The sequence below is a fragment of the Enterobacter sp. UCD-UG_FMILLET genome, from assembly GCF_000762975.1.
Classification (GTDB): domain Bacteria; phylum Pseudomonadota; class Gammaproteobacteria; order Enterobacterales; family Enterobacteriaceae; genus Enterobacter; species Enterobacter dykesii.
In genome coordinates, this window is record NZ_JRJC01000023.1 from 12,678 (window position 1) to 34,660 (window position 21,983).

Annotated in this window: 18 protein-coding genes; all 18 read right to left on the reverse strand. The window is 53.7% G+C overall.

Annotation, left to right across the window (positions count from 1 at the left end; all coding sequences use genetic code 11):
- Positions 1 to 56: 56 nt before the first annotated feature.
- Entirely contained in the window at positions 57 to 2,189 is a 2,133-nt protein-coding gene (locus LA04_RS10380) for a lysine decarboxylase LdcC (protein ID WP_047651467.1), read from the reverse strand.
- Positions 2,190 to 2,289: 100 nt separating this feature from the next.
- A complete protein-coding gene (accA, locus tag LA04_RS10385; protein WP_023310466.1) occupies positions 2,290 to 3,249 on the reverse strand; it encodes an acetyl-CoA carboxylase carboxyl transferase subunit alpha in 960 nt (319 codons plus the stop codon).
- A 12-nt stretch (positions 3,250 to 3,261) separates the two neighbouring features.
- Positions 3,262 to 6,744: a DNA polymerase III subunit alpha gene (dnaE, locus tag LA04_RS10390; RefSeq protein ID WP_047651468.1), complete on the reverse strand. Its 3,483-nt coding sequence runs from the start codon at positions 6,742 to 6,744 to the stop codon at positions 3,262 to 3,264.
- 38 nt (positions 6,745 to 6,782) lie between these two features.
- Complete coding sequence (rnhB, locus tag LA04_RS10395; protein ID WP_047651469.1) at positions 6,783 to 7,379, reverse strand: ribonuclease HII; 597 nt, start codon at positions 7,377 to 7,379, stop codon at positions 6,783 to 6,785.
- Entirely contained in the window at positions 7,376 to 8,524 is a 1,149-nt protein-coding gene (gene lpxB, locus LA04_RS10400; protein ID WP_047651470.1) for a lipid-A-disaccharide synthase, read from the reverse strand. Before lpxB ends, rnhB begins: the two co-directional genes overlap by 4 nt.
- On the reverse strand, positions 8,524 to 9,312 hold the full coding sequence (gene lpxA / locus LA04_RS10405; RefSeq protein WP_023310462.1) for an acyl-ACP--UDP-N-acetylglucosamine O-acyltransferase: 789 nt from the start codon (positions 9,310 to 9,312) through the stop codon (positions 8,524 to 8,526). Before lpxA ends, lpxB begins: the two co-directional genes overlap by 1 nt.
- 3 nt (positions 9,313 to 9,315) lie before the next feature.
- On the reverse strand, positions 9,316 to 9,771 hold the full coding sequence (gene fabZ / locus LA04_RS10410) for a 3-hydroxyacyl-ACP dehydratase FabZ (RefSeq protein ID WP_010426706.1): 456 nt from the start codon (positions 9,769 to 9,771) through the stop codon (positions 9,316 to 9,318).
- 102 nt (positions 9,772 to 9,873) lie between these two features.
- Positions 9,874 to 10,899, reverse strand: coding sequence for a UDP-3-O-(3-hydroxymyristoyl)glucosamine N-acyltransferase (gene lpxD, locus LA04_RS10415; protein WP_047651471.1), 1,026 nt, complete (start codon positions 10,897 to 10,899; stop codon positions 9,874 to 9,876).
- Between the two features lie 3 nt (positions 10,900 to 10,902).
- Entirely contained in the window at positions 10,903 to 11,397 is a 495-nt protein-coding gene (skp, locus tag LA04_RS10420) for a molecular chaperone Skp (protein ID WP_045907838.1), read from the reverse strand.
- 122 nt (positions 11,398 to 11,519) lie between these two features.
- Positions 11,520 to 13,937, reverse strand: coding sequence for an outer membrane protein assembly factor BamA (gene bamA / locus LA04_RS10425; protein ID WP_047651473.1), 2,418 nt, complete (start codon positions 13,935 to 13,937; stop codon positions 11,520 to 11,522).
- A 29-nt stretch (positions 13,938 to 13,966) separates the two neighbouring features.
- Positions 13,967 to 15,319, reverse strand: a complete 1,353-nt coding sequence (rseP, locus tag LA04_RS10430; RefSeq protein ID WP_047651475.1) for a sigma E protease regulator RseP — start codon at positions 15,317 to 15,319, stop codon at positions 13,967 to 13,969.
- Positions 15,320 to 15,330: 11 nt separating this feature from the next.
- On the reverse strand, positions 15,331 to 16,188 hold the full coding sequence (cdsA, locus tag LA04_RS10435) for a phosphatidate cytidylyltransferase (protein WP_023310457.1): 858 nt from the start codon (positions 16,186 to 16,188) through the stop codon (positions 15,331 to 15,333).
- 12 nt (positions 16,189 to 16,200) lie between these two features.
- On the reverse strand, positions 16,201 to 16,959 hold the full coding sequence (gene ispU / locus LA04_RS10440) for a (2E,6E)-farnesyl-diphosphate-specific ditrans,polycis-undecaprenyl-diphosphate synthase (RefSeq protein ID WP_047651476.1): 759 nt from the start codon (positions 16,957 to 16,959) through the stop codon (positions 16,201 to 16,203).
- Positions 16,960 to 17,145: 186 nt separating this feature from the next.
- Positions 17,146 to 18,345 carry a 1-deoxy-D-xylulose-5-phosphate reductoisomerase gene (gene ispC, locus LA04_RS10445; protein WP_047651477.1) on the reverse strand — a complete coding sequence of 400 codons (1,200 nt, stop codon included), beginning with the start codon at positions 18,343 to 18,345 and terminating at the stop codon, positions 17,146 to 17,148.
- Positions 18,346 to 18,440: 95 nt separating this feature from the next.
- A complete protein-coding gene (frr, locus tag LA04_RS10450; protein WP_003856180.1) occupies positions 18,441 to 18,998 on the reverse strand; it encodes a ribosome recycling factor in 558 nt (185 codons plus the stop codon).
- 167 nt (positions 18,999 to 19,165) lie between these two features.
- Positions 19,166 to 19,891 carry a UMP kinase gene (gene pyrH, locus LA04_RS10455; protein ID WP_008501910.1) on the reverse strand — a complete coding sequence of 242 codons (726 nt, stop codon included), beginning with the start codon at positions 19,889 to 19,891 and terminating at the stop codon, positions 19,166 to 19,168.
- Positions 19,892 to 20,040: 149 nt separating this feature from the next.
- On the reverse strand, positions 20,041 to 20,892 hold the full coding sequence (gene tsf, locus LA04_RS10460; RefSeq protein WP_014882627.1) for a translation elongation factor Ts: 852 nt from the start codon (positions 20,890 to 20,892) through the stop codon (positions 20,041 to 20,043).
- 117 nt (positions 20,893 to 21,009) lie between these two features.
- A complete protein-coding gene (gene rpsB / locus LA04_RS10465) occupies positions 21,010 to 21,735 on the reverse strand; it encodes a 30S ribosomal protein S2 (RefSeq protein WP_003856207.1) in 726 nt (241 codons plus the stop codon).
- Positions 21,736 to 21,983 lie beyond the last annotated feature (248 nt).

The following is a 21,983-nucleotide window of genomic DNA, read 5'->3' on the forward strand; positions in this document are numbered from 1 at the left end:
TTTTTATGATGCCTGAACGTTACAACCGAAAACCCGCGCCTGGCAAGCGGTCACCCTTATTTTAGGACTCGCACCCAGTAAACGCCGTTCTCGTCGCGCTTCGCACCGTGGATATCGGTCTCAAAACCGGGATAGTGACGCCCTACCGAACAGAGCATCAGCAGGAAATCGAGCACGGCCCGACTCTCTTCGGTAATCATCTCTCCCGGCATCAGGAGCGGAACGCCCGGCGGGTAAGGCAGGATCATGTTGGCCGATACGCGCCCGACCAGGTTTTCCAGCTCAACGGTTTCGACCTCCCCTTTCACCTGGCGCTGCCATGCCTTGTGCGGGGTAAATTTCATCTCGGGTAAGACATCGAACGCCTGAAGCATCAGACGCGGCAGATCGTGCTGACGGATCAGCCTGTGGATCCCCTGGGCCAGATCCTGAATACGCATATTACGATAGAAGTCAGGATCCTCCGCGTAGAGATCCGGCAGCATGTTCTTCACCCGCAGGTTGAGATCGTAGGCTCGCTTAAACTCCATCAGCCCGCGCAGCAATCCCATCGCCCGGGTTTTGTCGATCCCAATGCTGAACAGGAAAAGCAGGTTATAGGGACCGGTTTTCTCCACCACCACGCCACGTTCATCAAGGAATTTCGCGACCAGCGCGGCCGGAATACCTTCCTCGCTCATTATGCCCTGCTCATCCATACCCGGCGTCAGGATCGTCACTTTTACCGGGTCGAGGAACATATGGTCGCTATCGGCATCCCGGAAGCCATGCCAGTCTTCGCCGGGCGAGACGGGCCAGCATTCTGCTTCATCAATCTCTTCCGGCTGCCAGATATCAAAGAACCAGCCGTCGGCTTCATCTTTCAGCCGCTGAACCTCTTTGCGGAAATGCAGCGCACGTTCCACCGAACGATTGATGAGACGTTTGCCCGGATTGCCGCGCAGCATCGCCGCGGCCGTTTCAATGGAGGCCACCAGCGGGTAGCTCGGTGAGGTGGTGGTATGCATCATAAAGGCTTCGTTGAATGTGTCTTCGTCGTACTCGCCTTTGATGTGAATAAGCGAAGCCTGGGAAAACGCCGCCAGCATTTTATGCGTCGACTGCGTTTCGAAGAACACTTTCCCCGGCACGCGTTCACCGCTCATTCCGCTTTTCCCCGCGTAAATCGGGTGGAAATTGGTGTACGGCACCCACGCGGAGTCGAAGTGGATCGACGGCACGTCAAGCGTCTTTTTGATCCAGTTCGTGTTGTACAGCAGACCGTCGTAGGTGGAGTTGGTGATCACCGCATGGACAGGCCAGCTTGCGCCAGGAATTGCCGCGACCTTACTTTCAATGGCTTCGTGGGTGAACTCCCGGCGCGGAATGCCGCCAAGAATACCGAGCGCGTTACGCGTGGGCGACAGCCAGAGCGGTACGACGTCGCTCATCATCAGCAGGTGAGCCAGCGACTTATGGCAGTTACGGTCAATCAGCAGGGTGCTGCCCGCAGGCGCAGCGTACATCCCGACGATTTTGTTCGAGGTCGAGGTGCCGTTGGTCACCATATAGCTCTGCTCGGCCCCAAAGGTGCGGGCGATATACTCTTCGGCTTCCAGATGCGGGCCGGTGTGGTCGAGCAGAGAACCTAGTTCGGTGACTGAAATCGACACGTCCGCTTTCAGCGTGTTGCCACCGAAGAAATCATAGAACAGGCAGCCCACCGGGCTTTTTTGGTAGGCCGTCCCCGCCATATGGCCTGGCGTACAGAAGGTATATTTCCCCTCCTTCACGTAGGTAAAGAGCGCGCGGGTAAAGGGCGGAGTGATGTTATCGAGATATTCATTCGTGTATTGCTGAATTCGGGTCGCAATATCTTCCGCCACGCCGAGGGAATATTCAAAGAACCACAGCGCCATACGCATATCATTGGCGCTGACGTCCATGGTTGAGTGGGTATTAATAAACGCGTACAGCGGGAGATATTCGTTCAGCTTGTTGATATCGCTGCACAGTTCGAGGTCATATTCATCCCAGTCGAAGATCACGCCGCAGATACGTGGATTATGCTCGATGAACTTCAGCAGGTCGGCGCTGTTGTGCGGCCAGATTAGCTGATACCCGCGCGACTGCAGGGCGTGCTCAAGCTCCTTAATCGGCTCATCTTTATAAAAGACGCCGTGTGGCCCCATAATGGCAATGATATTCATGGGCTTCCTCCTTTAAAAACATTAGCTAAGCATAGTCCGGCTAAACCGCAGGTATAAAAAAAGCCGCAACATTGTGCGGCTTTTCAGATAATTGTGAAGCTTACGCGTAACCGTAGGTCATCAGGCGCTGGTAACGGCGGTTGAGCAGATCGTCTTTGCTCAGCACGTCCAGGTCTGCCAGATCGGCCAGCAGCTGCGCTTTCAGAGAAGCCGCCATCACTTCCGGCTTACGATGCGCTCCACCCAGCGGTTCCGGGATGATGGAATCGATCAGCTTAAGCTCTTTCAGGCGTGGCGCAATGATACCCATTGCTTCTGCAGCCAGCGGCGCTTTGTCAGCGCTCTTCCACAGAATGGACGCGCAGCCTTCCGGGGAGATAACGGAATAGGTGCTGTACTGCAGCATATTCACTTTATCACCCACGCCGATCGCCAGCGCGCCGCCGGAACCACCCTCACCGATAACGGTACAGATGACCGGCACCTTCAGACGAGACATCTCGCGCAGGTTGCGCGCGATGGCTTCAGACTGACCGCGCTCTTCAGCGCCCACGCCAGGGTATGCACCTGGGGTGTCGATGAAGGTGATGATTGGCATGTTGAAACGCTCAGCCATCTCCATCAGACGCAGGGCTTTACGGTAGCCTTCTGGTGCTGGCATACCGAAGTTACGACGGATTTTCTCTTTGGTTTCACGACCTTTCTGATGACCAATGATCATCACCGGGCGTCCGTCCAGACGCGCGATACCGCCAACGATAGCTTTATCGTCAGCGTATGCGCGATCGCCTGCCAGTTCGTCAAATTCGTCAAACGCCAGGCGGACATAATCCAGGGTGTACGGACGCTGTGGATGGCGGGCCAGCTGGGCCACCTGCCATGCGCCGAGATCGGCAAAGATTTTGCGCGTCAGCTCTACGCTTTTCTCGCGCAGACGATGCACTTCTTCGTCGATGTTAATATCCAGTTTTTCATCCTGACGGCTTACCGCTGTCAGAGAATCGATTTTCGCTTCCAGCTCAGCAATCGGCTGTTCGAAATCAAGGAAATTCAGACTCATAGTATTCCTGTATTAGTCAAACTCCAGTTCCACCTGCTCCGAACCAATGAGGCCACGGAGATCGTTCAGTAAACGATCGCTCGGAGAGACACGCCACGTTGCACCAAAGCGCAACCGCGCACGTGCATCCGCCCTCTGATAGTAGAGATGTACTGGAATTGTCCCCGAGCGGTGGGGTTCCAGAGACTGACGGAGTCGGTTTAAAAGCTGGTCATCAATTTGCCTGTCCGTCAGCGAGATAGCAAGCCCGCGAGCATATTTTTCCCGGGCTTCGTCAATGTCCATCACTTCGCGGGCGGTCATTTTAAGCCCCCCGCTGAAGTCATCAAAGCTGACCTGTCCGCTGACGATAAGTATGCGGTCTTTTTCCAGCAATTGCTGGTATTTATCCAGCGCGTCGGTGAACAACATCACCTCCAGACGCCCGGAACGGTCATCCAACGTACAGATGCCGATACGATTGCCGCGCTTGGTGACCATAACCCTTGCGGCAATCACGAGCCCCGCAGCCGTGGTGATTTTACCACGTTCTGTCGGATGCATGTCTTTAAGCCTATGGCCGCCGACATAGCGCTCAATTTCTTTGATGTACTGGTTGATCGGGTGTCCCGTCAGGTACAAGCCTAACGTCTCACGCTCCCCATCCAGTACCACCTGTTCTGGCCACGGCTGGCAGTTGGAATAAGACTGCTCGATCTGCTCTGGCTCTTCCGCCAGTACGCCGAACATATCCGCCTGACCAATGGCTTCCGCTTTTGCGTGCTGATCCGCCGCTTTCAGGGCGTCGCCGAGGGAATTCATCAGCGCGGCGCGGTGCGGTCCCAGCCTGTCAAACGCGCCGGACATGATCAGTTTTTCCAGCACGCGACGGTTCAGTTTTTTGGTATCGGTACGGGCGCAAAGATCGAACAGCTCGCGGAAGTACCCGCCGTTGTTACGCGCTTCGATGATCGCCTCGATAGGGCCTTCGCCCACGCCTTTGATCGCGCCGATCCCGTAAACGATCTCTCCGTCGTCATTGACGTGGAAGTGGTAGAGCCCTGAGTTAATATCCGGCGGCAGGATCTTAAGCCCCATGCGCCAGCACTCGTCCACCAGGCCAACCACCTTCTCGGTGTTGTCCATATCGGCCGTCATTACCGCCGCCATAAATTCAGCAGGATAGTGCGCTTTCAGCCACAGCGTTTGATACGACACCAAAGCATAGGCGGCGGAGTGGGATTTGTTAAATCCGTACCCGGCGAATTTCTCCACCAGGTCGAAGATTTTCATCGCCAGCTCGCCGTCTACGCCGTTTTTCTTTGCCCCGTCTTCAAAGATGGAGCGCTGCTTGGCCATCTCTTCCGGCTTTTTCTTACCCATCGCACGACGCAGCATGTCCGCGCCGCCGAGGGTATAACCGGAAAGCACCTGGGCGATCTGCATAACCTGTTCCTGGTACAGGATGATGCCGTAGGTGGGCTCCAGCACCGGCTTCAGGCTTTCATGCTGCCACTGAACGTCCGGATAGGAAATCTCTTCGCGGCCGTGCTTACGGTCGATAAAGTTATCTACCATCCCTGACTGCAGTGGGCCCGGACGGAACAGGGCGACCAGCGCGATCATATCTTCGAAGCAGTCGGGCTGCAGACGTTTAATCAGGTCTTTCATGCCGCGGGATTCAAGCTGGAAGACGGCTGTCGTCTCCGAGCGCTGCAGCATGTCGAAACTTTTCTTGTCATCCAGCGGGATGGCGGCAATGTCTATGGGCTCAAGGCCCTGCTTTTCCCGGCGCGGGTTGATCATCTTCAGCGCCCAGTCGATGATCGTCAGCGTACGCAGGCCGAGGAAGTCAAACTTCACCAGCCCGGCGTATTCCACGTCGTTCTTATCAAACTGAGTAACCGGATGCTCACCCGCTTCATCGCAGTAGAGCGGCGCGAAGTCGGTAATTTTGGTCGGCGCGATAACCACGCCCCCCGCATGCTTACCGGCGTTACGCGTCACGCCTTCCAGCTTGCGCGCCATGTCGATCAGCGCTTTCACTTCTTCGTCAGCTTCGTAGATTTCCGGCAGCTGAGGTTCGGCTTCAAACGCTTTTGCCAGCGTCATGCCCGGATCGGGCGGCACCAGTTTAGAGATGCGATCGACAAACCCGTACGGGTGGCCCAGCACGCGGCCGACGTCGCGGATAACCGCCTTCGCCGCCATCGTACCGAACGTAATAATCTGCGATACCGCATCACGGCCGTACATATCGGCAACGTGCTCGATTACCTGATCGCGTTTCTCCATGCAGAAGTCGACGTCAAAGTCGGGCATGGAAACACGTTCCGGGTTGAGGAAACGTTCGAACAGCAGGTCAAATTCCAGCGGATCGAGGTCGGTAATTTTCAGCGCATACGCCACCAGAGAGCCCGCACCGGAGCCTCGTCCCGGTCCGACCGGTACGCCGTTATCCTTCGACCACTGGATAAACTCCATTACGATCAGGAAGTAGCCCGGGAAGCCCATCTGGTTGATGACCTGGAGTTCAATATCCAGGCGCTCATCGTACGGCGGCCGCTTCTCTTTGCGAAGGGCCTCATCCGGGAACAGGAATTCCAGACGCTCTTCCAGACCTTCTTTTGATTTCACGACCAGGAAATCTTCCGTGGTCATATCACCCGTCGGGAACTGCGGCAGGAAGTATTCGCCGAGGCGGACGGTAACGTTACAGCGCCTTGCGATCTCCACGCTGTTTTCCAGCGCTTCGGGGATATCGGAGAAGAGGTCACACATCTCCTCCTCGCTGCGCATGTACTGTTGAGCGGAGTAATTACGCGGCCGTTTCGGATCGTCGAGCGTGAAGCCATCGTGGATCGCAACGCGAATTTCGTGAGCGTCAAAATCTCCCGGCTCGAGGAACCGCACATCGTTTGTCGCGACAACGGGCAGACCGCGTTCTTCCGCAAGTGCGACCGCCGCATGCAGATAGCTCTCTTCGTCCTGGCGACCGGTGCGGATCAACTCCAGATAATAACGATCCGGGAAATACTCTTCATAAAACGAGACGCATTGATCCACCAGCGCGCTATTGCCGCGCAGCAGGCATTTACCGACATCCCCCATGCGGCCGCCAGAGATCAGCAGCAGCCCTTCGTTCAGCTCCGCCAGCCAGTCCCTGTCGATCCACGGGCCCAGCGCACCATATCCGCGCTGATAGGCTTTTGAGATAAGCAGAGTGAGGTTTTGATAGCCCGTGTTGTTCATCGCCAGCACGGAGATTTGCGTCATTTCATCGCCGATGAGATCGCTCTGCACATGAAAATCTGCGCCGACGATAGGCTTCATCCCCGCGCCGTGCGCCGTTCCGTAGAACTTCACCAGGCCACACAGGTTGGTAAAATCGGTGATCGCCAGCGCGGGCATGCCAAGGGAGGCCGCCTTTTTTACCAGCGGCCCGGTCTTCGCCAGCCCATCGATCATGGAGTAGTCGCTATGCACCCGCAGGTGTACGAAACGTGGTTCAGCCATCTTCAGATTCCGCGTTACTTAATTGCTTGCGTATTGATTCAGGACACCCGTCCCAGCGCGCGTTTCACCGGGCCAAAACTGCGCCGATGGTGTTCGGTTGCGCCATGTTCAGCCAGCCTTTCCAGATGGAAAGGTGTGGGATACCCCTTATGCTGGGCGAAACCATACTGAGGGTAAGTGAGATCCAGCGCGGCCATTTCGGCGTCGCGCGTCACTTTGGCAATAATAGAAGCTGCGCTAATTTCTGCGACCCGGCTATCGCCTTTTACGACCGCCATTGAAGGCATGGGCAATGCCGGACAGCGGTTGCCGTCAATCAGGACATATTCCGGGGAAATTTTCAGGCCTGCTACCGCTCGCTGCATTGCCAGCATCGTGGCATGCAAAATATTCAGCTCGTCTATTTCATGCGGTTCAGCGCGCCCCAGGCTCCAGGCCAGTGCCTTCTCCTGAATCTCACTAAACAGCGCCAGACGGCGCTTTTCAGACAATTTTTTAGAGTCGTTCAGCCCGACGATCGGCCGAGCCGGATCGAGGATCACCGCAGCGGTCACCACGGCCCCCACTAACGGACCACGACCTACTTCATCCACGCCCGCCACAAGGCGAGTGTGAGGATAAACAAATTCCATCATTTTGCTAGCTCCAGCACCGCATCAGCCGCTTGCTCATCAGCATTACAGCGGATCAATTGATGCAGTTCGCGGAAGGTATCGTGCATCTGGTGGCTGGTCTTGCCGTTGGCGAGCAGCGGCAGCAGTGCATCGGCAAGCGCCTGCGGCTGGCACTCATCCTGCAGCAGCTCTTTCACCAGCTCGCGCCCGGCAAGCAGGTTTGGCAGGGAGACATAATCCGTTTTCACCAGACGTTTTGCCAGCCAGAAAGTGAACGGCTTCATACGATAACCGACCACCATAGGACATTTCGCCAGCATGCATTCCAGCGCCGCCGTGCCGGAGGCCAGCAGCGCGGCATCGCTCGCATACATCGCTTCCCGCCCTTTACCGTCCAGAAGACGGACGTGAAGATCCGGGGCGACTTCCGCTTTGATGCGCTCAAACTGCTCGCGGCGTTTGGCATTCACCAGCGGAACAACCACTTCAAGATCCGGATAGGTCTGGCGAAGAATTTGCGCTGTTATGAGGAAATCGGCGCTCAGCATCTCCACTTCTGCACCACGGCTGCCTGGCAGCAGTGCCAGACAGTGCACATCATGCGGGATGCCCAGCGCGTCGCGCGCCGCGTTTTTATCCGGATCCAATGGCATCGCATCCGCCATGGTATGACCGATAAAACGGCACGGAACATTAAATCTGTCGTAAAACGCTTTTTCGAAAGGCAGGAAAGCCAGCACCAGGTTGGTGGACCGTCCGATTTTGAAAACGCGTTTCTGTCGCCACGCCCAGACGGACGGACTGACGTAGTGAATGGTTTTAATGCCCTGCTTTTTCAGATTCCCTTCGAGGGTAATGTTGAAATCAGGTGCATCGATACCGACAAACACATCGGGTTTGAGTTCGGTAAAGCGACGGGTGAGATCGGCACGGATGTGCAGTAAACGGCGTAGCCGCCCCAGCACCTCAACGATGCCCATCACGGCCAGCTCTTCCATTTCATACCAGGCTTCACAGCCTTCGGCCTGCATCAGCGGGCCAGCAACGCCGACAAAGCGAGCATTGGGTACACGGGCCTTAAGCGCGCGGATGAGACCGGCACCAAGAATATCGCCGGAGGTTTCTCCGGCGACCAGGGCTATCGTAAGCGGACGACTGTCGACCATTAACGAATCAGACCCCTTGTTGAACGGTCAAAGAATTCCATGAACGCGTTCACTTCCGGGTGCTTATTCGCCAGCTCGGCAATTTCCGGCTTCGCCTCTTCCAGCGTTTTACCGCTACGGTACAGCAGTTTGTACGCGTTGCGGATAGCAGTAATCGCTTCGCGGCTAAAACCACGACGCTTGAGGCCTTCGATGTTCACGCCAAACGGCGTGGCATGGTTGCCCTGCGCAATCACATACGGTGGGACGTCCTGCGCCACACCGGAGCATCCGCCAACCATCACGTGCGCACCAATGATGCAGAACTGATGGACTGCGGTCATGCCGCCAATAATTGCGAAGTCATCAACCGATACGTGTCCCGCCAGCGTTGCGTTGTTGGCAAGAATACAGCGGTCACCCACAGTACAGTCGTGCGCAATATGCGCATTAACCATAAACAGGTTATCGCTGCCCACCTTCGTCAACCCACCACCCTGTACTGTTCCACGATGAATGGTGACGCTTTCGCGAATACGGTTACGATCGCCAATTTCCAGACGGGTCGACTCACCAGCATATTTCAGATCCTGGTTAACTTCGCCGATGGAAGCGAACTGATAGATCTCGTTATTGCAGCCAATGGTCGTGTGACCATTCACGACAACGTGAGATTTCAGTACTGTACCCTCACCAATTTCGACATGGGGTCCAACAATACAAAACGGGCCAATGTGGACGTTAGCACCAATGATGGCACCGGTTTCCACAATAGCGGTAGGATGAATAAAGGCAGATTTATCAATCACGTATCAGGACTCCCGGCTACGAGCACACATCATCGTCGCTTCACAAACAACTTTGCCGTCAACCAGCGCTACGCCTTTGAAGCGAGTCAGGCCACGACGCGTTTTTTCAAAAGTGACTTCCATGATCATCTGATCACCAGGCACGACAGGGCGCTTAAAGCGCGCTTCATCAATACCCGCGAAGTAATACAGCTCACCTGGCTCCAGTTTGCCGACGCTTTTAAACGCCAGAATACCGGTAGCCTGAGCCATCGCTTCCAGAATCAACACACCCGGGAAGATAGGCTTACCAGGGAAGTGCCCCTGGAAGAACGGCTCGTTCACGGAAACATTTTTCACTGCGCGCAGAAAACGACCTTCTTCAAAATCCAGCACACGGTCTACCAGCAGAAACGGGTAGCGGTGCGGCAGAAGTTCTAAAATCTCTTCAATATGCAGAGTATGAGTGTCAGTAGTCAAAATACTCTTCCTGTCAAAATATACTGATAACAATAATAACACGGCCTGCCGGTTTATTAGAAAGCCGACAGGCCGGGAAAAATAGCGTTCAACGGATGACGCTTAATCTTGTTGATCGATCTTACGCTCAAGAGACTTGAGGCGTTTGCTCATATCATCAATGTTCATCACCAGAGCTGCTGTTTTACGCCATACCTTGTTGGGTTGTAGCGGAATGCCTGAGGAGTAGACGCCAGGTTCAGTGATAGGACGCATTACCATGCCCATTCCCGTCACGGTGACCTTGTCGCATATTTCCATATGGCCATTAATCACGCTCGCACCGCCAATCATGCAATAACGGCCAATTTTCAGGCTGCCTGCCATGATGACGCCACCCGCAACCGCGGTATTGTCGCCAATCACAACGTTATGCGCAATCTGGCACTGGTTATCGATGATAACACCATTGCCAATGATCGTGTCGTCAAGTGCACCACGGTCAATGGTGGTACAGGCGCCGATCTCTACGCGATCGCCAATAATAACGCGACCAAGCTGCGGGATCTTAACCCAGTTACCGCGATCGTTAGCGTAACCAAAGCCATCAGAACCAATGACGGTACTGGACTGGACGAGGCAATTTTCGCCAATTTCAACATCATGATAAACGGACACGTTCGCCCATAAACGGGTCCCGGCGCCGATTTTCGTATTTTTCCCAACGAAGCAGCCCGGGCCAATGACGGCGTTATCGCCCAGCACAACGCCGGATTCGATAACCGCATTCGCGCCAACGGCGACGTTGTTACCCAGCTTAGCCGTCGGATCAATCGCTGCGCTGGCAGCAATGTTCTGGGCCGGCTGCGGCGTGGTATCAAGAATTTGAGCCATGCGTGCATACGTCAGGTAGGGGTTTTTCACTACCAGCGCGCTTACAGTGGCAAATGGAAGATCGTCCTGCGTCAGAACAACAGCTGACGCCTGGCATTGAGCCAGTTGCTCACGGTACTTAGGGCTTACCATGAAGGTAATCGTGCCAGCTTTAGCAGATTGCATGGACGCAACAGCGGTGATGACGATATCGCCATCACCGTGTAATTCTGCATCCAACTGCTGAGCTAAATCAGCCAGTCGAATTGAAGGCATTACTTATTTAACCTGTTTCAGAACATCAGCAGTGATGTCTTTAACATCTTTGCTGTTGAAAGCGACGGCGTTCGCATCAACAACCAGATCGATGCTCTGATCGGCAGCCACTGCTTTAACAGCAGTCTGAATGCGAGTCACCAGCTTGCCACGTTCTTCGTTAGAACGACGCTGACGATCCTGCTCGAAAGCCTGCGCTTTCTGGGAGAACGTCTGGCGCTGAGCCATTACGTCTTTTTCCAGCTTGCTGCGGTCGCTTGCTTTCATGGTAGAACCATCACGCTGCAGACGCTGCATTTTGGACTGAAGATCGTTTTCCATACCCTGCAGTTCGCTTGCACGGCCTTTGAATTCGTTTTCCAGAGTCGCAGAAACACCCGTTTTCTGTGCAACCTGCTGGAACAAATTACCCATGTTGACGATTGCAATTTTGTCTGCTGCCTGAGCAGAAGTTGCCATCGCTAAACCGAGACCTGCAGCTAATAACCACTTTTTCACAATTAACTCCTTACCATCCCATTGGCACCAGAAGGTACCGTTCTTTGCGTGGCAAGGCGACCGTTTTACCGATCGCCAGTTGTCAGCGCTACACTGCCAACGCATTCCTTTGCTGCGGATTATTACCAGGTTTTACCAATGTTAAACTGGAATTGCTCCGACTTATCTCCATCATATTTCTTAAACGGCTGGGCGTAAGAGAAGACCAACGGCCCCAGCGGTGACATCCATTGTAATGCGATACCGGCAGACATGCGAATATTGCTCGGATCGCTATAATCTGGAACACCTGCCGCACGCATCTGGGCCGTATTCTGCCAGTTGGTATCCCATACCGTACCGGCATCCCAGAAGAAGGACGTACGGACAGAGTTCGCGTATTTATCACTGATAAACGGCGTTGGTGTGATGAACTCCAGACTGGCCACCGCCATCGCGTTACCGCCCACCGCATCATCAGAGCTACAGACTTCGGAGGAGGAAGACTTATCGCAGTTGTCTTTGTCGTTCCCGCCGTAGTAGACCGCTTTCGGACCAATGTTATTGGACTGGAAGCCACGAACGGTGCTGGAACCACCCGCATAGAAGTTTTCATAGAACGGCATCTCTTTGCCGCCCAGACCATCGCCATAGCCCCAACGGGTACGACCCAGAACCACCCACTTGTGATCGTCATCGATTGGGAAGTAGGACGCAGTATCCAGCGTGACCTTATAGAACTCGTTATCGGAACCCGGCACGGTAACTTTACCGTTCAGGTTGACGCGAGAACCTTCCGTTGGGAAGTAACCACGGTCAAGGCGGTTATAGGTCCAGCCGTAGTTAAAGGTGAAGTCATCCGCAGCGAAACCGTTGTTATCACTGGACGTACTTGCCGACTGGCCAATAGAGTCCAGGTAACGCCACATTGCCACCTGCGGTTGCATGTTGGACAGGTCGTTATGCACATAACCTAAGCCCGCACGCAGGGTGTTGTATTCGTTAATCGGGAAGCCAAGCGTACCGTCTACACCGTAACTCTTGTTGGTGTAAGAAGACAGATCCGCATCATCTGCTTTAAAGTCGTTATAGAAGATACGACCGCCCAGGCTCACACCGTCTACGGTGAAGTACGGGTTCGTCACAGAGAACTCAGAGTAGGTCTGATAGTCGTTTTTGGTGCCGTTAATACCGACAGAGTAGCCCGTACCCAGCCAGTTATCCTGCTGCACGCCGACCTGGAAGCTTACGCCGCTTTCAGTACCGTAGCCCACACCGAAGTTGAAGCTACCGGTGTTACGCTCTTTCACTTTATAAACAACATCAACCTGATCCGGGCTGCCCGGTACGCGCTGGGTATCGGTATCCACCGTTTCAAAATAGCCCAGACGGTTCAGACGCTCTTTACCCTGATCAACGAGGTCGCTACCCAACCATGCGCCTTCCATCTGACGCATTTCGCGACGCAGAACGGAATCTTTGGAGGTGTCGTTACCAACGAAGCGGATCTTACGCACGTAGAAACGGTTGCCCGCATCAACATTCACGTGCAGCTTAACGGTTTTATCCGCGTCATTGATTTCCGGCTGAGTCTGTACGCGCGGATAGGCATAACCATAGCGGCCGAGCAGCTTCTTAATGCTGTCTTCCATTTTGGTTACTTTGGAACCGCTGTACAGGTCGCCCGGCTGAATTTTGGTCAGCGATTCGATTTCAGCAGAATGCCCCGCCAGGTTACCACTCACTTCAACACCAGAAAGCTTGTATTGCTCGCCTTCAGTGATGTTAACCGTAATGTAGATGCCTTTCTTGTCCGGAGTCAGACTGACCTGAGTCGAGTCGATGTTGAAACGCGCATAGCCACGATCGAGATAGTAACTGCGCAGGGTTTCAAGGTCGCCCGCCAGTTTCTGTTTCTGGTATTTGCGATCGCCTACCACGTTCCACCATGGCACTTCATCGCGCAGCTGGAAGGTGGAGATCAGTTCGTCGGTGCTGAACGCGTGGTTGCCGACAATGTTGATCTGCTGGATCTTCGCAGAAACACCTTCCTGGAAGACAAGCTTCAGGTCAACACGGTTACGTGGCAGCGGAGTGACAACCGCTTTCACGCTGGCGCTGTATTTACCGACGCTGTAATAGAAGTCTTCCAGACCTTTTTCAATGTCTGAAAGGGTTGTACGGTCCAGGGATTCACCCACACGAACACCCGATGCTTCAAGGTTCTGCTTGAGCATGTCATCTTTCACCGACTTGTTGCCGGAGAAAGTGATACTGGCGATCGTTGGACGTTCTTTTACCTGCACCAGCAGCGTATCACCATCGCGCAGGACGCGGACATCCTCGAAGTTGCCAGTGGCAAACAGAGCACGGATGGTGTTACTGATATCATCATCATTGACCGTATCGCCGGGGCGTACAGGCATACTGAGGAGGGCCGCACCAACGGCGACACGCTGGAGGCCTTCGAAATGAATATCTTTCACTACGAACCCGTCAGCACCGTATACGGTGGCGCTGCTAAACAGCAGCGACGCTATGAGCAACTTTTTCATCGCCATCGTTATTATGCGTTCTTCCTAACACTCTCTTACAACCGAGAGAAATCATTGAAAAGTGCAAGCCCCATTAACAGCACCAGCAAAATCGAGCCAATGCGATAACTAAAGTCTTGAACTCGCTCGGATACCGGTCCGCCTTTTAGCTTTTCAATCGCTAAAAACAGCAGATGACCCCCGTCTAAAACGGGAAGCGGGAACAGGTTGATTATCCCAAGGTTCACGCTAATGAGCGCGAGGAACATGAGATAGTAAATCACCCCGAATTCCGCTGACATCCCAGCCCCCTGAGCAATCGAAATTGGCCCACTGAGGTTGTTCAGTTTCACATCACCGGTTATCAATTTCCCCAACATGTTGACCGTCAGCTTCATCAGTTGCCATGTTTTATCCGTGGCTTCAAGGATGGCGCTGAACGGCCCATACTGGCGTATTGTCTTGTACTCATCTGGCAGCCGGATCACTTTTGGCACAACGCCTGCAAACCCTTCTGCCTTTTTGCCGACCGACTTCGAATCCGGGATCAGCGTCAGCGAAAGCGGACTGCCCTGCCTTTCAACTTCCAGCGCGAGAGACGTTCCCGGATTATCGCGCACCAGAGTAACAAAGGTCATCCACTCTGTTAATGGCTGACCATCGACTTTAACGATCCTGTCGCCCGCTTGCAAACCTGCTTTGCTCGCCGCCGAATTTGCCTGTACTTCGGCTAATACCGGCTCGATCTGCGCGCCGCGTGGACGAATGCCCAGCGCAGCGACGGGATCCTCTTTGTCTGGCTCGAAACGCCAGTGACGTAAATCAAGTACTTTGTCCTGACGCGTATCTGAACCAAACGGCGATACGCTGATGGTGGTCTGCGGATCGCCAATTTTGGCTACCAACTGCAGTCGCACGGCATCCCAATCAGGGGTTTCGATGCCATCAATCGCTTTAAGTTCCATCCCGGATGTAATTTGCGCACTCGCCGCGATGGAGTTGGGGGCAATTTCACCTACCACAGGACGTACGCCAGGGACGCCGATGATAAACACTAGCCAGTAAGCAAAAATCGCAAAGATGAAGTTGGCTACCGGTCCGGCAGCGATGATGGCAGCGCGTTGTCCAACGGTTTTATTGTTGAATGCGCTGTGTCGCAGCTCAGGAGCGACAGGCTCGACGCGTTCGTCGAGCATTTTGACGTAGCCGCCCAGCGGGATAAGGGCGATGACAAATTCCGTGCCGTGGCGGTCGGTGCGCGTCCAGAGTGATTTCCCAAACCCGATGGAAAATCGCTCTACGCGCACGCCACAGCGGCGAGCAACCCAGAAATGGCCAAATTCATGCACGGTAATCAGTACACCCAGTGCAACAATGAACGCCGCCAGATTCCAGAGAATGCTCAGCATAAAACCTTCCGTTAAATCGTCCCGAATACCAGTAAAAGCAAACACGCAAACACTGGAACAGCCGCTGTCAGGCTATCAATGCGATCCAGTATACCGCCATGCCCTGGAATCAGGTGTCCGCTGTCCTTAATCCCTGCTTCACGCTTAAACATACTTTCGGTTAAATCACCGAGCACGGAGGCAAGCGCAGCAAAAATCGAGCACACCAGCAGTATTGACGGTGCCACTTCAAGATTCGCCCAGACGCCGTAGCCCCAGGAGATGATCGCTGCCGTAAACAGGCCGCCGATGAATCCTTGCCAGGTTTTGCCCGGAGAAACCTTCGGTGCCAGCTTATGTTTGCCAAACAGTTTACCAAACATATAGGCCCCGGAGTCAGCCCCCCAGACCAGAATCATCACATAAAGCAGCCAGATCGCACCGCTGTAGTGGTTTTCGTCGTAGTGCCAGGCCCGCAGCGCAACCATACCCCAGAAAAAAGGAATAATGGTGAGCAAGCCAAAAATCAGTCGCAGCACTTTTGAATTACGCCATAATGCCGCGGACCCCGGATAAAAAAGAACCAGCAGCAGCGCAGCAACCCACCAGGCCAACGATATCCACAAGGAACCGGCAACCAGGGGCTGGTGAATATCATGGTGATATTCAGGCAACGTAAACAGCATTATGGCCAGGATAAAGCCACAAAGTACCGCAAGCCATACTCGCTGAGTGCGCGAGGTAAAGCCGCTAAACTGTCCCCATTCCCACGCGGCCAGCATGCACACCACCAGCGTGACAATAGCGAATCCCACCGGGGGCAGTAAAAACAGCGCCGCAATGACAATGGGTATTAATACAAAAGCGGAAATCAGGCGATACTTCAGCAAAAGCTACCCCCATCAGGCGTTGTCGCCACCAGGCTCGGTGCCGCCGAAACGACGCTCTCGATTGGCAAAGGCATGCAGCGCACCTTCAAAGTCTTGTTCATCAAAATCGGGCCAAAGAACATCCGTAAAGTAAAGTTCGGCATAGGCAATTTGCCATATCAAAAAGTTACTTATGCGATGCTCCCCCCCTGTCCTAATTACCAAATCCACAGGTGCCTGTTCATTCATGCAGATTTGCTTGCTCAGCGCCTCTTCATCAATTTGGTCGGGTCTCAACAGCCCTTCCTGAACCTGTTCGGCCAGATGCCGAACGCCCTGGATAATATCCCAGCGTCCGCCGTAATTCGCCGCAATATTCAGCGTCAGACCGGTATTATTCTCCGTCAGCGCTTCTGCTTTACGAATCCGTTCCTGCAAACGTGAGTTAAAACGACTGGTATCGCCAATGATACGCAGGCGGACGTTGTGGCGGTGCAGGCTTTTTACTTCGCTGTCTAGCGCCCACACAAACAATTCCATCAACGCAGTCACTTCCTGCAGAGGACGATTCCAGTTTTCACTGCTAAAAGCATAGAGCGTTAACGCATCAATGCCGTTGTTGGCGGCAAAAGAAACGGCGCGGCGAACGGATTTCGCCCCCGCTTTATGCCCAAAGGCTCGTATCTTCCCTTGTCTTTTCGCCCAGCGGCCATTGCCATCCATAATGATTGCTACATGACGGCAGCCATGAGCTGGCAAATTTTCGCTTATTGGTTGATTCGCAGACAACATAACGCGTTTTTTGTCCCTGAAAAGGATTTAACGGTACTCAGGAATACTGAAGCCTATACATAAAAAAGCCGTGTCAAACCACGGCTCACCTGACCACATTAAGTCAAATACCTGCGATCAGGTGGCGCAGACTATATCACTGAAGCCCAACGCTAACAAATAGCACGACGACTAGTGCTTGCTTTATCACCAGCTTGCGAGACGTGTCACCTGTTGGCGTGCAATATTACGCGCAGCTGCATCCACCGCCAGCACCTCTTCCACGCTTTGTGGTTCGCGCAAATCCATCATGTCCAGTACCGATAAATTAAGCGATGCGATATCGGTGAAACGAATTTGCTGATTCAGAAATGCCTCAACGGTAATTTCATTGGCTGCATTAAGTGCCGTCGTCGCCGCCTGCCCGTGGTCAAAGGCATTCATCGCAAGCTTCAGACAAGGATAGCGGTCATAGTCTGGTTCACTGAACGTCAGGGAACTTAGCTTGCAGAAATCAAGCGGCTTCACGCCGGATTTCACTCGATTTGGCCACGCCATTGAATGGGCAATTGGCGTACGCATGTCCGGCTCGCCCAGCTGTGCCAGCACGCTGCCATCCTGGTAACGCACCATCGAGTGAATCACCGATTGCGGGTGAATCAGTACTTCCATCTGTTTCGCTGACGCATTAAACAGCCAGCGCGCTTCAATGTATTCCAGACCTTTGTTCATCATGGTGGCAGAATCAACGGAGATTTTACGCCCCATCGACCAGTTCGGATGACGGCACGCCTGATCGGGTGTCATTGCACGCAGTTCAGACAGTGGCGTTTCACGGAATGGGCCACCAGACCCGGTAAGCAGGATAGACACTACGCCATTCTGCTCCAGGTCAGCGTACCCCAGGTTCTGTTGAAAAGGTTGCGGTAAACTCTGAAAAATCGCGTTGTGTTCGCTGTCGACCGGCAAAAGACGCGCCCCACGCTGCTTCACCGCCTCCATGAACAGGCGTCCGCAGGTGACCAGCGACTCTTTATTAGCGAGCAGAACATCCTTACCGGCATCAATCGCAGCAAGCGTCGGCAGCAGCCCTGCCGCGCCGACAATGGCCGCCATGACCTGATCCACCTCATCCAGCGCCGCCATCTCGCAGGCCGCCTGCTGGCCGCTCAGCACCTCGGTTCGACTGCCCTTTTCACGCAGCTGTGCTTTCAGCAGACGCGCGCTCTCTTCGTCATCCATCACCGCATAGCGGGGCGCAAACTCCAGGCACTGCTCGACCATTCGCTGCACATTCTTACCGGCCACCAGCGCTGTCACGGTGTAAAGTTCAGGATTATGGCGAACGACGTCGAGAGTGCTGCAACCGATAGAGCCAGTTGAGCCGAGGAGTGTTAAATGCTTCATGAGATGCCCGAAAAAAGTTAGACCAGATAAAAGCAAAACGCCGCCAGCAAGACCCGAAGTCCTTCTGAACGGCGTTTATCAGTGTACGACAGAAATCAGAACTGCATCAGTTCCGCTTCTTTTTCTGCCAGCGCCGCATCAATTTTCTTGATGGCCGCGTCGGTCATTTTCTGAATGTCGTCCTGAGAACGACGATCGTCATCTTCGCTGATCTCTTTTTCTTTCAGCAGCGCTTTCACTTTATCGTTCGCGTCGCGACGTACGTTACGCACGGATACACGACCCTGCTCAGCTTCGCCACGTACCACTTTGATCAGATCTTTACGACGTTCTTCCGTCAGCGGAGGCAGTGGAACGCGGATGTCAGCACCCGCAGAGCTTGGGTTCAGTCCGAGGTCAGAGGCCATAATCGCTTTCTCAACGGCCGGGCTCATAGAGCGGTCGAACACGTTGATTTTCAGCGTACGGGTATCTTCTACCGTCACGCTCGCCAGCTGACGCAGAGGCGTTGGCGTACCGTAGTATTCTACAATGATGCCATCCAGCAGGCTCGGGGACGCACGGCCAGTACGGATTTTGCTGATTTGGTTTTTGAACGCTTCTACGCATTTGTCCATGCGTACTTCAGCATCTTTTCTGATGTCGTTAATCACGTTACGAATCCTTGAAAACTTGTCTCAGGCAGACTATCCGCCAGCACAGCGCTACAGGTGTGCTAAGTATAGTCGCGTTTAATTCATGACAACGCCAAAGGCGCGCCCGGGTAAGATACCACTACAAAATAAAGCGGAATCTTACCTGTATTTATCGTTAACGGAAATTATTCCGTGATCAAAGTGCCTTCTTTTTCGCCCATGACCACGCGACGCAGTGCGCCAGGTTTGTTCATGTTGAAGACACGGATCGGCAGTTTGTGGTCGCGAGCCAGCGTGAAGGCGGCAAGATCCATCACTTTCAGCTCTTTATCCAGCACTTCGCTGTAGCTCAGCTGATCGTACATGGTGGCAGAAGGATCTTTTGCCGGGTCGGCAGTAAACACGCCGTCTACTTTGGTCGCTTTGAGCACCACATCGGCTTCGATCTCGATACCGCGCAGGCAGGCAGCGGAATCAGTGGTAAAGAACGGGTTACCCGTACCGGCGGAGAGGATCACCACGCGGTTGTTGCGCAGCAGGCTGATGGCTTCCGCCCAGCTGTAATTATCGCATACGCCATTCAGGGGAATCGCGGACATCAGGCGGGCGTTCACATAAGCGCGATGCAGCGCGTCACGCATTGCCAGGCCATTCATCACGGTTGCCAGCATACCCATGTGGTCGCCCACAACGCGGTTCATCCCCGCTTTCGCCAGACCAGCACCACGGAAAAGGTTGCCACCGCCAATGACCACGCCAACCTGGATGCCCAGTTCGACCAGTTCTTTGATTTCCTGTGCCATGCGATCAAGGATGCTTGCGTCAATACCGAAGCCTTCCGATCCCTGCAGCGCTTCGCCACTCAGCTTAAGCAGAATGCGTTTGTACACGGGTTTTGCATTGGTAGCCATGTTTCTTTCCTGAGACTGTCAACGATTAAGATGGGGTTAATTCTGGCGACATGATATGCCGCAAATCAGCACAGCGATACTGGAGCCTGTCTGATTTCCTGTGACGGGTGACAAAAAGAAGCCGCCCTCAGGCGGCTCCTTTTCAATCATTAAGACTGCTTGGACATTGCAGCAACTTCTGCTGCGAAGTCAGTCTCAACTTTCTCGATGCCTTCGCCCACTTCGAAGCGGATGAAGCCAGTTACGTCAGCGTTGTGCTCTTTCAGCAGCTGAGCAACAGACTTGCTTGGGTCCATTACGAATGGCTGGCCAGTCAGAGAAACCTCGCCGGTGAATTTCTTCATGCGGCCTTCAACCATTTTCTCTGCGATTTCTTTTGGCTTACCAGACTGCATCGCGATGTCCAGCTGAACCTGGTACTCTTTCTCTACCACTTCAGCAGACACGTCTTCTGGCTTAACGAATTCTGGTTTGCTTGCAGCGATGTGCATAGCCAGCTGTTTAACCAGCTCTTCGTCTGCACCTTTAGCCGCAACCAGAACACCGATACGTGCACCGTGCTGGTAAGAGCCCAGAACGTCGCCTTCCAGAGAAGATACGCGACGGATGTTGATGTTCTCACCGATTTTAGCAACCAGCGCAACACGTTCTTCTTCGAACTGTGCTTTCAGAACTTCAACGTCAGTGATTTTACCAGCAACAGCTGCGTCCAGAACTTTGTTAGCAAATGCCTGGAAACCACCATCTTTAGCAACGAAGTCAGTCTGGCAGTTAACTTCCAGAATGATGCCGTAGTTGCCGTCGATCTTAGTGATGATCACGCCGTCAGCAGCAACGTTGCCTGCTTTTTTAGCTGCTTTGATCGCACCGGATTTACGCATGTTTTCGATTGCCAGCTCGATGTCGCCGTTCGCTTCAGTCAGCGCTTTTTTGCAATCCATCATGCCTGCGCCAGTACGCTCGCGCAGCTCTTTTACCAGGGATGCGGTAATTTCAGCCATTCTTAAATCCTCGGGAGATGTGAACTGCCCGGCCGGGGGCCAAACAGTGTAAATTGAAAAAAGGGGCCGGTAATGGGCCCCTATTCATACACGGTACTAATAAGGGGTAAAACCTTATTATTCAGCTTCTACAAAGCTTTCTTCCGCCTGAGAAGCCAGATCCTGGGAACGGCCTTCACGAACGGTAGCAGCTACAGCGCTCAGGTACAGGCTAACAGCACGGATTGCGTCGTCGTTACCCGGGATAACGAAGTCAACACCGTCCGGATCGGAGTTGGTATCAACGATAGCGAATACCGGGATACCCAGGTTGTTAGCTTCTTTGATTGCGATGTGCTCGTGGTCTGCATCGATTACGAACAGCGCGTCTGGCAGGCCGCCCATATCTTTGATACCGCCCAGGCTGTTTTCCAGCTTGTCCAGTTCACGAGTGCGCATCAGCGCTTCTTTCTTAGTCAGCTTGTCGAAAGTACCGTCCTGAGACTGGGTTTCCAGATCTTTCAGGCGTTTGATGGACTGACGAACAGTTTTCCAGTTGGTCAGCATGCCGCCCAACCAGCGATGGTTCACGAAGAACTGGTCGCAGCTGTTAGCAGCATCTTTCACAGCTTCGCTTGCAGCGCGCTTAGTACCAACGAACAGAATCTTACCTTTACGGGAAGAGATCTTGTTCAGCTCAGCCAGGGCTTCGTTGAACATTGGTACAGTTTTCTCAAGGTTGATGATGTGAACTTTGTTACGTGCGCCGAAGATGAAAGGCTTCATTTTCGGGTTCCAGTAACGGGTCTGGTGACCAAAGTGAACACCAGCCTTGAGCATGTCGCGCATGGAAACAGTTGCCATGTTTAAAACCTCTATATTGAAAGTTGGGGTTATGCCTCCACGTATCCCATATTACCGACCCCGAAGGGCACCCCGGAATATGTGCCGATACGTGTGTGTTGTTACACAAAGTGAGATTTGTCGCTCCCGTCCAGCCTGTGTATCTGAGATGGATCGGAAGTCCGGCGCGCTTTATACCACAAAACACGACCAGAAACCAACTGTTGTTGGCGGAGTGTGCTGTTAATGATTCTCAATTTGGCACGGAG